The organism is Kitasatospora sp. NPDC058184 (assembly GCF_042883725.1).
Lineage (GTDB): Bacteria > Actinomycetota > Actinomycetes > Streptomycetales > Streptomycetaceae > Kitasatospora.
Genome location: NZ_JBHVVE010000001.1, coordinates 184,845 through 197,708, shown reverse-complemented (window position 1 = coordinate 197,708; position 12,864 = coordinate 184,845). Strand labels below are relative to the sequence as shown.

At 74.1% G+C, this 12,864-nt stretch carries 14 protein-coding genes; 3 read left to right on the top strand and 11 right to left on the bottom strand.

The features are described from left to right. Positions 1-16 precede the first annotated feature (16 nt). Positions 17-601 (bottom strand): GNAT family N-acetyltransferase, encoded by a 585-nt coding sequence (locus ACFVXH_RS00860; protein ID WP_387819399.1) that lies wholly within the window; start codon positions 599-601, stop codon positions 17-19. A gap of 208 nt (positions 602-809) precedes the next feature. On the opposite strand from ACFVXH_RS00860, the gene ACFVXH_RS00855 reads away from it, so the two are divergent. Continuing rightward, positions 810-1,760 (top strand): pentapeptide repeat-containing protein, encoded by a 951-nt coding sequence (locus tag ACFVXH_RS00855; RefSeq protein WP_387819397.1) that lies wholly within the window; start codon positions 810-812, stop codon positions 1,758-1,760. Positions 1,761-1,764: 4 nt separating this feature from the next. On the opposite strand, the gene ACFVXH_RS00850 is transcribed toward ACFVXH_RS00855, so the two are convergent. From ACFVXH_RS00850 to ACFVXH_RS00840, 3 genes are all read right to left on the bottom strand, one after another. Beyond that, positions 1,765-2,325, bottom strand: a complete 561-nt coding sequence (locus tag ACFVXH_RS00850; protein WP_079272064.1) for a DinB family protein — start codon at positions 2,323-2,325, stop codon at positions 1,765-1,767. Between the two features lie 42 nt (positions 2,326-2,367). Then, positions 2,368-2,820: a hypothetical protein gene (locus ACFVXH_RS00845; protein ID WP_387819395.1), complete on the bottom strand. Its 453-nt coding sequence runs from the start codon at positions 2,818-2,820 to the stop codon at positions 2,368-2,370. Between the two features lie 102 nt (positions 2,821-2,922). Next, entirely contained in the window at positions 2,923-3,657 is a 735-nt protein-coding gene (locus ACFVXH_RS00840; RefSeq protein WP_380781733.1) for a tyrosine-protein phosphatase, read from the bottom strand. A 134-nt stretch (positions 3,658-3,791) separates the two neighbouring features. Between ACFVXH_RS00840 and ACFVXH_RS00835 the strand changes: the two genes are divergently transcribed. Then, positions 3,792-4,133, top strand: coding sequence for a DUF5713 family protein (locus ACFVXH_RS00835; protein WP_375873875.1), 342 nt, complete (start codon positions 3,792-3,794; stop codon positions 4,131-4,133). A 16-nt stretch (positions 4,134-4,149) separates the two neighbouring features. On the opposite strand, the gene ACFVXH_RS00830 is transcribed toward ACFVXH_RS00835, so the two are convergent. Both ACFVXH_RS00830 and ACFVXH_RS00825 read right to left on the bottom strand, forming a co-directional pair. Beyond that, on the bottom strand, positions 4,150-5,049 hold the full coding sequence (locus tag ACFVXH_RS00830; RefSeq protein WP_380744929.1) for an aminoglycoside phosphotransferase family protein: 900 nt from the start codon (positions 5,047-5,049) through the stop codon (positions 4,150-4,152). 136 nt (positions 5,050-5,185) lie between these two features. Next, entirely contained in the window at positions 5,186-5,578 is a 393-nt protein-coding gene (locus ACFVXH_RS00825; protein ID WP_074002216.1) for a PPOX class F420-dependent oxidoreductase, read from the bottom strand. 179 nt (positions 5,579-5,757) lie between these two features. Here ACFVXH_RS00825 and ACFVXH_RS00820 point away from each other — a divergent pair, with 179 nt between their 5' ends. Further along, entirely contained in the window at positions 5,758-8,247 is a 2,490-nt protein-coding gene (locus tag ACFVXH_RS00820) for a Tex family protein (protein WP_387819391.1), read from the top strand. A 104-nt stretch (positions 8,248-8,351) separates the two neighbouring features. On the opposite strand, the gene ACFVXH_RS00815 is transcribed toward ACFVXH_RS00820, so the two are convergent. From ACFVXH_RS00815 to ACFVXH_RS00795, 5 genes are all read right to left on the bottom strand, one after another. Further along, positions 8,352-8,783: an SHOCT domain-containing protein gene (locus ACFVXH_RS00815; RefSeq protein ID WP_387819389.1), complete on the bottom strand. Its 432-nt coding sequence runs from the start codon at positions 8,781-8,783 to the stop codon at positions 8,352-8,354. Between the two features lie 98 nt (positions 8,784-8,881). Further along, positions 8,882-9,466 carry an NUDIX hydrolase gene (locus tag ACFVXH_RS00810; RefSeq protein WP_380743826.1) on the bottom strand — a complete coding sequence of 195 codons (585 nt, stop codon included), beginning with the start codon at positions 9,464-9,466 and terminating at the stop codon, positions 8,882-8,884. Continuing rightward, a complete protein-coding gene (locus ACFVXH_RS00805) occupies positions 9,466-10,623 on the bottom strand; it encodes a type III polyketide synthase (protein WP_375875269.1) in 1,158 nt (385 codons plus the stop codon). The genes ACFVXH_RS00810 and ACFVXH_RS00805 overlap by 1 nt, the downstream gene beginning before the upstream one ends. Positions 10,624-10,756: 133 nt before the next feature. Continuing rightward, the gene (locus ACFVXH_RS00800; RefSeq protein WP_387819387.1) at positions 10,757-11,965 is read right to left on the bottom strand and encodes a cytochrome P450; all 1,209 of its coding nucleotides are present in this window, start codon (positions 11,963-11,965) and stop codon (positions 10,757-10,759) included. 189 nt (positions 11,966-12,154) lie between these two features. After that, positions 12,155-12,853 (bottom strand): response regulator transcription factor, encoded by a 699-nt coding sequence (locus ACFVXH_RS00795; RefSeq protein WP_255357472.1) that lies wholly within the window; start codon positions 12,851-12,853, stop codon positions 12,155-12,157. Between the last annotated feature and the right edge of the window lie 11 nt (positions 12,854-12,864).

The window sequence follows — 12,864 nt, the reverse complement described above, 5'->3', positions numbered from 1 at the left end:
TGCCACGGGCCTCGGCCTACTCGGTGTCGTGGACGCCCGGCGCGTCGAGGACCAGGCTTGCCATCGGGGCGTGGGTGGCCCAGCCGAGCGCCGTGTAGAGCGCCTGCCCCTCCGGGGTGCCGACCAGCACGCCGGTGCGCGCGCCCCGCTCGTGCGCGGCGGACTGGAGCGTCCGCATCACCAGGGCGCCCAGGCCCCGGCGGCGGTGCTCCGGCGCGGTGGTGATCTGGTCCGGTACGGCCACGGGGCCGGCCAGGCCCGCCTGGCCGCGGGCGGCGAGGTGCCCGTCCCCGGTGCGCACCAGCGCCCGGAGGATCCCGCCCCGCTCCCAGGTGGTCACGGTGTACCCGGCCGGGGCCTCGGGCCGCTCGGGGACGAGCGGGACGCTCATCAGGAAGCCCGGCGCGTCCAGCCGCCACCGTTCGTCCAGCCAGGGGCGCACGGTGGCGTCCTCGGCGAACAGCTTCAGCCAGGTGGTCGGCGCGGTGACGGTCTCGCCGAGCTTGCGGACCTCGGCCTCGGTCGGCTCCGGCAGCACGTGCCGGCCGACCTCGCCGACCGGCGCGCCGACGTCGATGCTCCAGCCCCAGGGCTGGTCCACCGGCTCGGCGGAGCCGCGCGAGACGGCCTAGCCCGAGATCCACATCCGGACCAGTTCCCTGATGTCCGGTTCCCGCATGGCGCCCACCCCCGTGTGTAATGGTCTCAACTGCTCTGGGCAGCTTACCGGCGCCGAGGGTCGTCTGCCCAGTAGGATTCCGGGGTTCACCGCGCCGACCGGCGCCCCGCTGCTGGAAGGACCCCGGAACGTGCGCGAGACCGAGTCGCCGCAGGACCAGACGGCGGCCGCGCCGACCCCGCCACCGACCCCGCAGCCGACCGCGCTCCGGGCCGACTGCGGCAGCTGCTTCGGGCTCTGCTGCGTCGCCCTGCCGTTCGCCGCCGGGTCCGACTTCGCCATGAACAAGCAGGCCGGCAGCCCCTGCCACAACCTCCAGACCGACTTCAGCTGCGGCATCCACGTGCGGCTGCGCGACAAGGGCTTCCAGGGCTGCACCGTCTACGACTGCTTCGGCGCCGGGCAGCGGGTCTCCCAGGTGACCTTCGGCGGCCGCAGCTGGCGCGAGGAGCCGGACAGCGCCAAGGCGATGTTCGACGTCTTCCCGGTCGTGCGGCAGCTGCACGAGCTGCTCCGGTACCTCACCGAGGCGCTCACCTTCGCCCCCGCCCAGCCCGTCCACGACGAACTGCGGCAGGCGCTGGCGGAGACCGACCGGCTGGCCGGCGGTACCCCCGAGGAGATCCTCGCCGTCGACGTCCCGGCCCACCGGCAGCGGGTCAGCGAGCTGCTGCTGCGGGCCGGCGAACTGGTCCGCGCGGCCGTCCCGCGCCGCCGCGAGCTGCGCGGCGCCGACCTCTTCGGCGCCCGCCTGCGCGGCGCCGACCTGCGGGGCGCCAACCTGCGCGGCGCCCTGCTCGTCGCGGCCGACCTCTCCGGCGCGGACCTGCGCCTCGCCGACCTGGTCGGCGCCGACCTTCGGGACGCCGCCCTGGCCGGCGCCGACCTCAGCACGGCCCTCTTCCTCACCCAGGCCCAGCTCGACGCCGCCCGCGGCGACGCCACCACCCGCCTTCCGGCCGGCCTCACCCGGCCCGCCCACTGGCCCGAGACCGCCCCGGCGGCGGCCGCGGGCGCCGGGGCCGGGCCCCGTGCGGGCAAGGGCGGCGGCCGCCCCGGTCGGAGCGGCCGCCGGCGCTGAGGCGCTACTGGCCCACCCGGCCGTCCACGCACTCGCGCAGCAGGTCGGCGTGGCCGCAGTGGCGGGCGTACTCCTCGATCCGGTGCACCTGCAGCTCCCGGATCGAGAGCCGGTCCTTCCCGACCCGCTCGCCCAGGTCCTGGTACCCGGCCAACGCGGCGTCCAGCGCGGCCTGTTCGCGCTCCAGGTCGTGGAACGCGGCGTCCACCACGGCCTGCTCGCCGACGGCCCCGTCGAAGTCCGCGTCCCGCCCGCCGTACAGCTTGGGCAGCGGCTCGCCGTCGGTGATCCAGTTCCGCCAGTCCCGTTCCACCCGGGCCAGGTGCCGGACCAGGCCGAGCAGCGACATCGTGGACGGCGGCACCGAGCGGCGGGCCAGCTGCTCCGGGGCCAGGCCGTCGCACTTCATCCGCAGGGTCAGCCGGTAGTTCGTCAGGTAGTCCTGGAGGGTGGCGAGTTCGCCGTCCGGGCTCGGACCCTCGCTGTTGCGGGGGTCGTCGTCCGGGTCGGCCCACATGTCGGGGTAGACGGTCGCCTCGGTCCATCGCACGGGTTGCTCGGTCATGCCCGGCATCCTCCTTCGCAACCACCCCCGGCCGCCACCGGGTTATCGCACCCCCGACCCCCGGAGCAGCCGCTCGCCCTCCGCCCCGAAGACGGCCCGGAGCACGGTGGCGACGTCGGCCTCCGGCACGGCGGCGCGGACCTCCGCCAGGACGCCCGGGAACCCCTCGTCGTCGATCACGCCCTGGTGCTCCCGGCGCAACCGGTGGACGAGCGCGACGAGTTCGGGGCGCAGCCGCATCCAGGCGCGGACGGCGTCGGCCTCCTCCTCGACCAGCCGCAGGAACCAGCGCATCACCTCGTACGGGATGTCGACGGCCCGCCCCCGCGGGTCGAGGCTGATCGTCGGCTCCCGCGCCGGGTCCTCGTCGGGGACGACCGCGGCGACCAGGGCCCGCGGGTCCGCCCTGAGCCGCAGTTCGAGGAAGTAGGCGTCGTCGGACAGGTCGTACCCGGTGGTGACGCTGTAGTCCGGGTCGGGGCTCGGCGTGGGCATGGCGGCATGCTGCCAGGCGCCGCTCCGCCGGGCGAGGGCGTTTCGGGGGCGTCCGCGCACGGGACGTCGGGCCGGCCGACCTCCCGTGCGGGGTGGCGGGGCTCAGTCGGTCAGCAGGCGGGCGCGCAGGGTGTCGATCTGCGCGCGGTCGATGCCGAGGGCGCCGGTGAGGTAGGCCCCGACCGAGCCGTGGCGGTCGGCGAGGTCGGCGAGGGTGAGCCGGATGACGGCCTCCGGGGCGCGCCCGTAGCCGGGCCAGCGCAGGGTGCGGCCGGGGTGGGCGGCGTGCCACTCGGCGACGAAGTGCGCGGTGGCGAGCTCGGTGAGGGCGAAGTCGGCGGCGATGTCGTCCTCGCCGACGCCGAGCAGGGTGAGCAGCAGGGCGGCGATCAGCCCGGTGCGGTCCTTGCCGGAGGCGCAGTGGAAGACCACCGGGGCCTCGGCGGCCGTGATCACGTCCAGCGCCTGGCGGATCTCCTTCACCCCGTCCTCGGCGACCTCGGCGAAGCGGTCGGCGAGGTGGCGCCAGGGGTCGACCTCCGGGTCGATCTCGGCCTGGTCGTACGGGCGGTGCTCGATCGAGAGGTTGTGGTACTCCAGGCCCTCGAACCCGGGCACCCGGCCCTTGGCGGCGATCTCCCAGGGGTAGCGGAGGTCGATCACGGTCCGCACGCCGAGCGCCCGGAGCCGGTCCAGATCGGCGGGGGAGCCGAGCTTGCCGAGCGAGTCGGAGCGGTACACCAGCCCCCACCGGACGGACCGCCCGCCGGCGCCCGGGTAGCCGCCCAGGTCGCGGAAGTTGTGCAGGGCCTCGAACTCGATGTGACGTGTGGTCATGCGCGGCACTCTAACCAGCGCGTCAAGCGCCGCCGGGCCGGGGGAGCGGCGGCGGCCGGCCCGGGCGCCGCCGTCTGTCAGTGGTGTCGGGCAGGATCGGCACGTCGGTTCTTCGGAGGGACGGAAAGGGCGTCATGGCGATCACGAACGAGCAGGTGACGGAGCAGGAGTTCCTGCGGGAGATGTCCGAGGACCCGTACTTCCCCGACCACCTCGTGGCCAAGGGCAGGGCCATCCTGGTGCGGCTGTGCGAGCGGATCGAGGCCGAGCGGCCGGCGGACCTGCCGACGCTGTACGTGCTCTCCCACGCCGCCGCGGAGGAGTTCAACCGTCTGGACACGGAGTTGAAGGCGGCGGGGAGCGAGATCGAGACGGCGGCGCGGGAGGACATCGCCGAGGCCTTCTGGATCATCGCCTCGGCCTACGGCTTCGAGGACGCGGACGTGGAGGAGATGGTCGAGCCCCGGGAGTGGTGACGGGCACCGCCCTGCCCTACACGCCGCGGTCGGCGAGGACCTCGCGGACGACGTGGCGGGCGTTGGCGGTCAGGGCCTGGTCGGTGTGGCGGTAGTACGGGATCGTCACCAGGGCGAGGGAGAACGCCCAGGCGCGGCCGCGGGCCCACATGGCCTCGTCCGCGTGGAGGGCGGCGCGGAAGGCGGGGCGGGCGGTGGCGGGCAGCAGGTTCCAGGCGGCGATCAGGTCGGCGGTCGGGTCGCCGACGCCCATCAGGGCGAAGTCGATGACGGCGGCGAGCCGGCCGGCGCCGGTGAGCAGCAGGTTGCCGGGGGTGAGGTCGCCGTGCAGCCAGACCGGCGGGCCGGCGTAGTCGGGCAGTCGAAGTGCCTTGTCCCACAGGGCGGTCGCGGCGTCGGTGTCGATCGAGCCGGAGAGCTGGGCGATGGCCGCGCGGGTGGCGCCGTCGCGGGAGGCGAGCGGGACGCTGCGCTGGGAGACGGGGGCGTCGGCCGGGTCGACGGCGCGCAGGGCGTTGACGAAGCCGGCCAGGTCGCGGGCCAGCGCCTGGGGTGCGGCCAGGGCGTGGACGACCGGGTTGGCGCCGTCCAGCCAGTGCAGGACGGACCACTCCCACGGGTAGCCGGCGGCGGGCCGGCCGACCGCGAGCGGTGCCGGGACGGGCAGCGGCAGCCGCGGGGCCAGCCGGGAGAGCCACTGCTGCTCCCGCCGCAGGCCCCCGGCGGCCCACTCCACCCGGGGCAGCCGGACGGCGAGTTCGGGCCCGAGGCGGAACATCGCGTTGTCCGCCCCGGAGGTGGCGGCGGGGGTGACCGGGAGGCGCTCCCACTGCGGGAACTGGGCGGCGATCAGCCGCCGCACCAGGGCCGCGTCGACCACCGGCCCGTCGGGGTGGATCCGGGTGGCAGCGCACATGCCCGGCAGCGTACAGCTCCGGTCGTCGCCGTTCAGCCGGATTGCCGAACTGCTCACATTCCGACGGTCGTTCGAACCGGAACGCGCGATTTCGGCCACCCGGCGACGGCCCTGACGGCCCCGACGGCCCCGACGGTCACCCGAAGGTGACCCGCACCCCGATGGTGCCGCCCTTGCCGAAGCGCAGCACGTTGGCGGTCAGCGCCACCGCGCACAGCAGGCCGTACTTGCGCCGCAGCAGCTTCCGGTAGGCGGGCGCCCGGTCGGGGTCCAGCACCGCGGTGGCCGGCACCTGGGCGCCGAGCAGGTTCCCGCGGATGTCGCTGGGCCCGACCAGCACGTCCGAACGGTTGCGCAGGCGCTTGACCTTGCCGGTCTTGGTGACGGTGGTGAAGACCAGCGCGTCCCCGTCGCGCGCGACCCACACCGGGGTGGCGACCGGAGTGCCGTTCCTCCGGTAGGTGGTGAACAGCAGGTACTTGGCGGCGGCGAGCCGCTCCAACTCGGCGGCGGCATCCAGAGTGTCCATGCCCGCCAGCCTAGGAAGCCGCAACTGGGCCCCGCTCAAGCCTCGGTGGAGCCCCGGGGCCGTCAGCCGGAGGCGCGCGCCACGCCCGGCCGTCCCGGGGGCGGCCGGTCGGTGTCGTCGGCACCTGCCAGAATGCAGGGCGTACGGCGCAAGCACTGATGGAGAAGGTGACCGGCTTCGTGACCACGCCAGTCGAACAGGTGGCCCGGCAGGCCCAGCAGGCGATCGAGCGGAAGATCGCCGAGGAGCTGGGTGTCCGCGAGGGGCAGGTGAAGGCGGCCGTCGATCTGCTCGACGGCGGCTCGACCGTGCCCTTCGTGGCCCGCTACCGCAAGGAGGTCACCGGCTCCCTCGACGACGCCCAGCTGCGTGCCCTGGAGGAACGGCTGCGCTACCTGCGCGAGCTGGAGGACCGCCGGGCGGCCGTGCTGGAGTCGATCGAGGCCCAGGGCAAGCTGGACGACGCGCTGCGCGCCCGGGTGCTCGCCGCGGACTCCAAGGCCCGCCTGGAGGACATCTACCTGCCGTTCAAGCCGAAGCGGCGCACCAAGGCGCAGATCGCCCGCGAGGCCGGCCTGGAGCCGCTGGCGGACACCCTGCTGGCCGACCCGGGGCAGGACCCGGCCGCGCTGGCCGCCCAGTACCTCAACGAGTCGGTGGCGGACGGCGCCGCGGCCCTGGAGGGCGCCCGGGCGATCCTGGTCGAGCGCTTCGGCGAGGACGCCGACCTGGTCGGCTCGCTGCGCGAGCGGATGTGGACCCGCGGCCGGCTGGTCGCGAAGGTCCGCGACGGCAAGGAGGGCGACGGCGCCAAGTTCGCCGACTACTTCGACTTCGCCGAGCCGTACACCCGGCTCCCCTCGCACCGCATCCTGGCGATGCTGCGCGGCGAGAAGGAGGAGGTGCTCGACCTCGACCTCTCCCCGTACGACGGCGAGTCCGAGGGCGACCTTCCGGGCGAGAACGACTACGAGCAGCGGATCGCCGCCCGCTTCGGCATCGCCGACCGCGGCCGCCCGGCCGACAAGTGGCTGGGCGACACCGTCCGCTGGGCCTGGCGCACCCGCGTGCTGGTCCGGCTCGGCATCGACCTGCGCGCCCGGCTGCGCGCCGAGGCCGAGGAGGAGGCGGTGCGGGTCTTCGCCGCGAACCTGCGCGACCTGCTGCTCGCCGCCCCGGCCGGCACCCGCGCCACCATGGGCCTGGACCCGGGCTTCCGCACCGGCGTGAAGGTCGCCGTGGTGGACGCCACCGGCAAGGTCGTCGCGTACGACACGATCTACCCGCACCAGCCCGCCAACAAGTGGGACGCGGCCCTGGCGACGCTGGCGGCCCTGGCGAAGAAGCACGACGTCGACCTGGTCGCGATCGGCAACGGCACCGCCTCCCGGGAGACCGACAAGCTCGCCGAGGACCTGCTGGGGCGCCACCCCGAGCTGAAGCTCACCAAGGCGATGGTCAGCGAGGCCGGCGCCTCGGTCTACTCGGCCTCCGCGTTCGCCTCGCAGGAGCTGCCGGACCTGGACGTGTCGATCCGCGGCGCGGTCTCGATCGCCCGTCGGCTCCAGGACCCGCTGGCCGAGCTGGTCAAGATCGACCCCAAGTCGATCGGCGTCGGCCAGTACCAGCACGACCTGAGCGAGGTGAAGCTCTCCCGCTCGCTGGACGCCGTGGTCGAGGACTGCGTCAACGCCGTCGGCGTGGACGTCAACACCGCCTCGGCGCCGCTGCTCACCCGGGTCTCCGGGGTCACCGGCACGCTGGCCGACAACATCGTCGCGCACCGCGACGCCAACGGCCCGTTCCGCACCCGCCGGCAGCTCAAGGACGTCTCCCGGCTGGGCCCCAAGGCCTTCGAGCAGTGCGCGGGCTTCCTGCGCATCCCCGGCGGGGAGGACCCGCTGGACGCCTCCAGCGTGCACCCGGAGGCCTACCCGGTGGTGCGCCGCATCCTGGCCGCGACCGGCGGGGAGCTGCGCGAGCTGATCGGCAACGGCGAGCGGCTGCGGGCGCTGCGCCCGGCGGACTTCGCCGACGACACCTTCGGCGTGCCGACCGTCACCGACATCCTCGGCGAGCTGGACAAGCCGGGCCGCGACCCGCGTCCGGCCTTCCGCACCGCGACCTTCAAGGAGGGCGTCGACAAGATCGGCGACCTGGAGGTCGGCATGGTGCTGGAGGGCGTGGTCACCAATGTCGCCGCCTTCGGCGCCTTCGTGGACGTGGGCGTCCACCAGGACGGGCTGGTGCACGTCTCGGCGCTGTCGAGGAACTTCGTCAAGGACCCGCGCGAGGTGGTCAAGCCCGGCGACATCGTCAAGGTCCGGGTGCTCACGGTGGACGTGCCGCGCAAGCGGATCGGGCTGACCCTGCGGCTGGACGACGAGGTCGGGCGCGAGCGCGGCGGGGACCGCGGCGACCGCGGCGACCGCGGTGACCGCCAGGCCCGCCCGCCGCGCCAGGAGCGCCGGGGCGGTGGCCAGAGTGGCCAGGGCCAGGGCGGTCGCGGCGGCCAGGACCGGCGCGGCGGCGGTCAGGGCGGCGGCGGTGACCGCGGCGGCTCCGGCGGCGGTGCGCCGGCCAACAGCGCCATGGCGGACGCGCTGCGCCGCGCGGGCCTGACCGGCGGCGACGGTGGCCGCGGCGACCGGCGCTCCGGGCGGCGCTGAGCGGCGCTGAGCGGAGCCGAACCGGCACCCGGAACCCGACAGCGGCAGCGGCCGGGGCCGGTGGACGTCACGGTGCGTCCACCGGCCCCGGCCGTCCGTGCGGGTCAGGCCAGGAGCTTGTCCTTGGCCTTCTGGTACTCCTCCTCGGAGATGGCGCCCTTCTCCTTCAGGGCCGCCAGTTTCGCCAGGTCGTCGACGTGGCTGCCGCCACCGCCTCCGCCGCCCGCCGGTGCCGTTCCGGCGGCGTCCCGGATGTAGGACTTGAACGCGGCCTCGGACCGCTCCGCCTGTTCGACGTCCCGCTTGCCCATCGACTGCCCGCGGGCGATCAGGTAGGCGAGGACGCCGATCAGCGGCAGGATGATCACCAGGACCAGCCAGCCGGCCTTGGCCCAGCCGCCGAGGTCGTGGCTGCGGAAGATGTCCGTGATGATCTTGAACAGCAGGAAGAACCAGAGGATCCAGAGGAACAGCTCCAGCATCGTCCAGAAGATGTGGAGTGCCGGGTAGTCCACGGCCAGCAGTTTGGTGTCCATGGCCGAGTCATATCACCGCAAAACGGACATGGCCTGCTGCTGTTCGGCTGTTCCGGTGGTCTTCCGTCCCAGTGGGAATATCCCGGCGGGGAGCGGTTTCAGCCCAGCCCGGCCCGTCGGCGCAGCTCCACCGCCAGCGCGACCAGCTCGCCCCACCAGGCGTCGTGCCCGGCCAGCAGCAGCCGCTGGGCCTCCGCGGGCGGCACCGGACGGACCTCGACCACCTGCTCGCCGTCCGCCGGGTTGGTCGGCGCGGAGTCCAGCGCGACCTCGCCCCAGCCCCACAGCCAGGCCTTCTCCGGGTGCGGCTGCCACGGCCGGTACGGCACCGGGTCCTCGGTGCGGCAGCGGTGCGCGCCCAGCCAGTGCGGCTCGCCGAGCAGCCGGGCGCCGGCCTCCTCGCGCAGCTCCCGGGCCAGGCAGGCGACGATGCCCTCGTCCTGCTCCCGGGTGCCGCCGGGCAGGAACCAGTGGTCCCGGTCGTCCCGGCAGAGCACGACCTGACCGTCCGCGAAGCCGACCAGGTGGATGTTGGTGACCAGGGCGTCCGGCGGCGGCTCGGTGGAGAACTGCGCGTCGAAGCGGCCCCAGCTCCAGTACTGCGGCGCGTGCAACGCCGGGAACAGGGCGGCGAGTTCGGCTGATCTGGCAGAGGTGTCGGTGCGCTCCGTGGTATCGGTCATCAGGAGATCGTAGTGCCGGTCGGGAAACGGCGGGGGACGGTCGGATGGACGAGCGCGATGTCGGAGGTGGAGATGGCGCGCGGCCGGCGCGGACGCGCCCCTTCGGCCGGTGCGCCGACCCAACTGCCCAGCGAGATCTCGGCGGTGATGCCCGGTCCGAAGCCCGCGATCAGCCCGGTGGTGCCCTCGGGCACGCCGCCGTCGGCGAACAGCCGGGCCAGGGCGTCGAAGACGACGGCGCTGGCGATGTTGCCGCGCTCGGTGAGCGTCGCCCGGCTGTAGCGGAAGGTGGCGGGCTCCAGGTTGAGGAAGCGGCACAGGTCGTCCAGGATGCGCGGGCCGCCCGCGTGCACGATGTAGAAGCCGAGCCCGGAGACGTCCCAGCCGTGCTCCCCGGCCAGGCCGCGCAGCGCGGGCGCGAGCAGCTCCATGGTGCCGGGCACCCGCCGGTCCAGCTGGAAGTGGAAGCCGGTGTCCTTCACCCCGTACGAGATCCAGTCCTCGGTGTGCGGGACGAGGTGCGAGCCGTTGCGCTCGACCTGCACGCCGTGCCCGCCGTTCCCGCGCATCACCACGGCGGCGACCGCGTCGCCGAACAGCCCGTTGGAGAGCAGCGAGCCGACGTCGAGGTCGGTCGGCTGGTAGCAGAGCGAGCAGAACTCGCAGGCGACGATCAGCACGTTGGCGCCCGGGTAGGCGCGGCAGAAGTCGTGTGCCCGGTTGACGGCGGCGCCGCCGGCCGCGCAGCCGAGCTGGGCGATCGGCACCTGGCGGGTGTCGGAGCGGAAGCCCATGGTGTTGATCAGCCAGGCGGTCATCGACGGCATCATGAAGCCGGTGCAGGACACGTAGACGATCAGGTCGATGTCCCGGGCGGTCAACTCGCCGTGGGCGAGGGCGCGTTCGACCACCTCGGGGACGCGCCGCTTGGCCTCGCGCTCGTACACCTCGTTGCGGACGGTGAAGCCCGGGTGGGCGAGGGTCCGCTCGATCGGCTGGACCAGGTGCCGGGTGCGCACCCCGGTGTTCTCGATCAGCCGCAGCGCCAGGCCGAGTTGGGGGTGGTCGGCGTGCAGGGTGCGGGCCAGGGCGAGGGTCTCGTCGAGGGTGATGACGTGCTCGGGTACGGCGATGGCGGGGCGGCAGAGTGTTGCCATGGGTACGGGTCTCCCCTGGGGGCCTGGTGGCAGGCATGGTGGATGCGTGGAGCGGTGCGGACGCCGCGGTGGCCGGGGGCGGCGGGCGGCGGCGGGTGGTGGTGACGGGTGGCGGCGGCAGGCGGGGAGTCGGCTACCAGGCCACCGGCAGGGTGCGCGGGAAGCGCCAGATCGAGCCGGAGTTCCAGTCGAGTTCGGACGGCTCGACGGCCAGCCGCAGGCCGGGGAAGCGGCGCAGCAGGGTGCCGATGGCGACCTGCAGCTCCATCAGGGCCAGGTGCGAGCCGAGGCAGTGGTGCTGGCCGTACCCGAAGGTCATGTTGACGGGGCCGGTGTCGCGGTCGAGGTCGAGTTCGTCGGGGCGCTCGTAGGCCGCCGGGTCCCGGTTGGCGGTCAGGTAGGAGACGTGCACGGCCTCGCCGGCCCGGATCAGCACGCCGCCCAGTTCGACGTCCTCGGTGGCGACCCGGGCGATGCCGACGCCCTGGCGGAACGGGATGAAGCGCAGCAGCTCCTCCAGGGCGCGGGGCAGCGTCTCGGGCCGGGCGCGCAGCTTGGCGAGCTGCTCGGGGTGGGTGAGCAGGGTGTAGGTGAGGTTGCCGAGCTGGTAGGTGCTGGTGTCGTGGCCGGTGACCAGCAGGACCATCGCCATGACGGTCAGCTCGTCCGGGTCCAGCAGTTCGTCGCCGTCGCGGGCGGTGGCCAGGGCGCTGATCAGGTCCTCGCCGGGGTGGGCGCGGCGTTCGGCCGTCAGCCCGGTGAAGTAGTCGCGCAGCGCGCTCTTGGCGGCCTCCTGGCCGTCCCGGCTGCCGGGGCCCATCCGCATCATCGCCACGGCGTGGCCGCGCAGTTCGGCGCGGTCGGCGGCGGGGATGCCGAGCAGTTCGCAGATGGTGGTGAGCGGGAGGCGGTCGGCCAGGAAGTGCATCAGGTCGGCGGGGGCGCCGTGCTCGGTCATCTCGTCGAAGTAGCCGTCGACGGTCCGCTGGGTGGCCGGGCGCATCCGTTCGACCTGGCGGTTGGTGAAGCCCTGGGCGACGAGTCGGCGCAGCCGGTTGTGGGCGGGCGGGTCCATCAGGTTGATCGCCTCGGCCTGGGCGATCGGGGCGGGCGTCATCCGGGGCAGGTCGCGGCCGATGCCGGCGGCGCGGCTGAACCGGCGGTCGCTGGTGACCACCTTGACGTCCTCGTAGCGGGTGGCCAGCCAGGCCTCGCCCTCGCCGTGCGGCAGCCGGATCCTGGCGACCGGGGCCTCGGTGAGCAGTCGCTTCAGGAGGGGGTCGAACTCCAGGCCGTCGGTGTGGTGGAAGGGGCAGTCCCACACGGGGGCGGTGGTGGTCACGGGCCGGTCCAAGTGTTCTCGTCATGCCGGGGGGTGGCGCCCGAGGTGGTGGTCACGTTCGGGCGTGGACATGCAGATGGTGCCCCATGAACTGGCAAAAAGGAGAACGTGGTGAAGAGAGTTAACTCCAAGGAGTGAGATTGGGCTGATATTCATGCCAATCAGCATGAGGTCAAGGGAAGTTGACGGTCAGTCGGCGCCGCCCGGCGCGACCAGCCCGGTCTCGTAGGCGAGCACCACCGCCTGCGCCCGGTCCCGCAGGTTCAGCTTGGCGAAGATCCGGGCCACGTGGGTCTTCACCGTCGACTCGCTGAGCGTCAGCTCGCGCGCCAGCTCGGTGTTGGACAGCCCGCGCCCGAGCAGCGCCAGCACCTCCGCCTCGCGCGGGGTGAGCGGCGCGAGGTCGCGGTGCAGCGCCGGGCCGTCGGCGCCCGGGGCCGGGCGCGGGGCGCCGGCCGCGAACCGCTCGACCAGGCGCCGGGTGATCGAGGGGGCGAGCAGCGCGTCCCCGGTGTCCACCAGCCGTACGGCGGCGGCGAGGTGGGCGGAGGTGACGTCCTTGAGCAGGAAGCCGCTGGCCCCGGCGGACAGCGCGGCGTAGACGTAGTGGTCCAGGTCGAAGGTGGTCAGCATGATCACCCGGCAGCCGGGCACCTGGGCCAGGATGCGCCGGGCGGCCTCCAGGCCGTCCGTGCCGGGCATCCGGATGTCCAGCAGCGCCACGTCCGGGCGGTGCAGGACGGCGGCGGCCACCGCCTCGGCGCCGTCCGAGGCCTCGGCGACCACGTCGATGCCGCGCGCGGTGAGGATCATCCGGAAGCCGGTGCGGACCAGCTCCTGGTCGTCGGCGATCACCACCCGGGGACGGCGCTCCTGGTCCTGGGGCACGTTCTCCTCCG

What these genes read in the sequence shown, in the direction of transcription:
- ACFVXH_RS00805 (WP_375875269.1), bottom strand. Translation starts at nt 10,623, where the DNA reads ATGGCAACACTCTGCCGCCCCGCCATCGCCGTACCCGAGCACGTCATC.
- ACFVXH_RS00830 (WP_380744929.1), bottom strand. Translation starts at nt 5,049, where the DNA reads ATGTGCGCTGCCACCCGGATCCACCCCGACGGGCCGGTGGTCGACGCG.
- ACFVXH_RS00850 (WP_079272064.1), bottom strand. Translation starts at nt 2,325, where the DNA reads ATGACCGAGCAACCCGTGCGATGGACCGAGGCGACCGTCTACCCCGAC.
- ACFVXH_RS00825 (WP_074002216.1), bottom strand. Translation starts at nt 5,578, where the DNA reads ATGGACACTCTGGATGCCGCCGCCGAGTTGGAGCGGCTCGCCGCCGCC.
- ACFVXH_RS00840 (WP_380781733.1), bottom strand. Translation starts at nt 3,657, where the DNA reads ATGACCACACGTCACATCGAGTTCGAGGCCCTGCACAACTTCCGCGAC.
- ACFVXH_RS00835 (WP_375873875.1), top strand. Translation starts at nt 3,792, where the DNA reads ATGGCGATCACGAACGAGCAGGTGACGGAGCAGGAGTTCCTGCGGGAG.
- ACFVXH_RS00845 (WP_387819395.1), bottom strand. Translation starts at nt 2,820, where the DNA reads ATGCCCACGCCGAGCCCCGACCCGGACTACAGCGTCACCACCGGGTAC.
- ACFVXH_RS00810 (WP_380743826.1), bottom strand. Translation starts at nt 9,466, where the DNA reads ATGACCGATACCACGGAGCGCACCGACACCTCTGCCAGATCAGCCGAA.
- ACFVXH_RS00815 (WP_387819389.1), bottom strand. Translation starts at nt 8,783, where the DNA reads ATGGACACCAAACTGCTGGCCGTGGACTACCCGGCACTCCACATCTTC.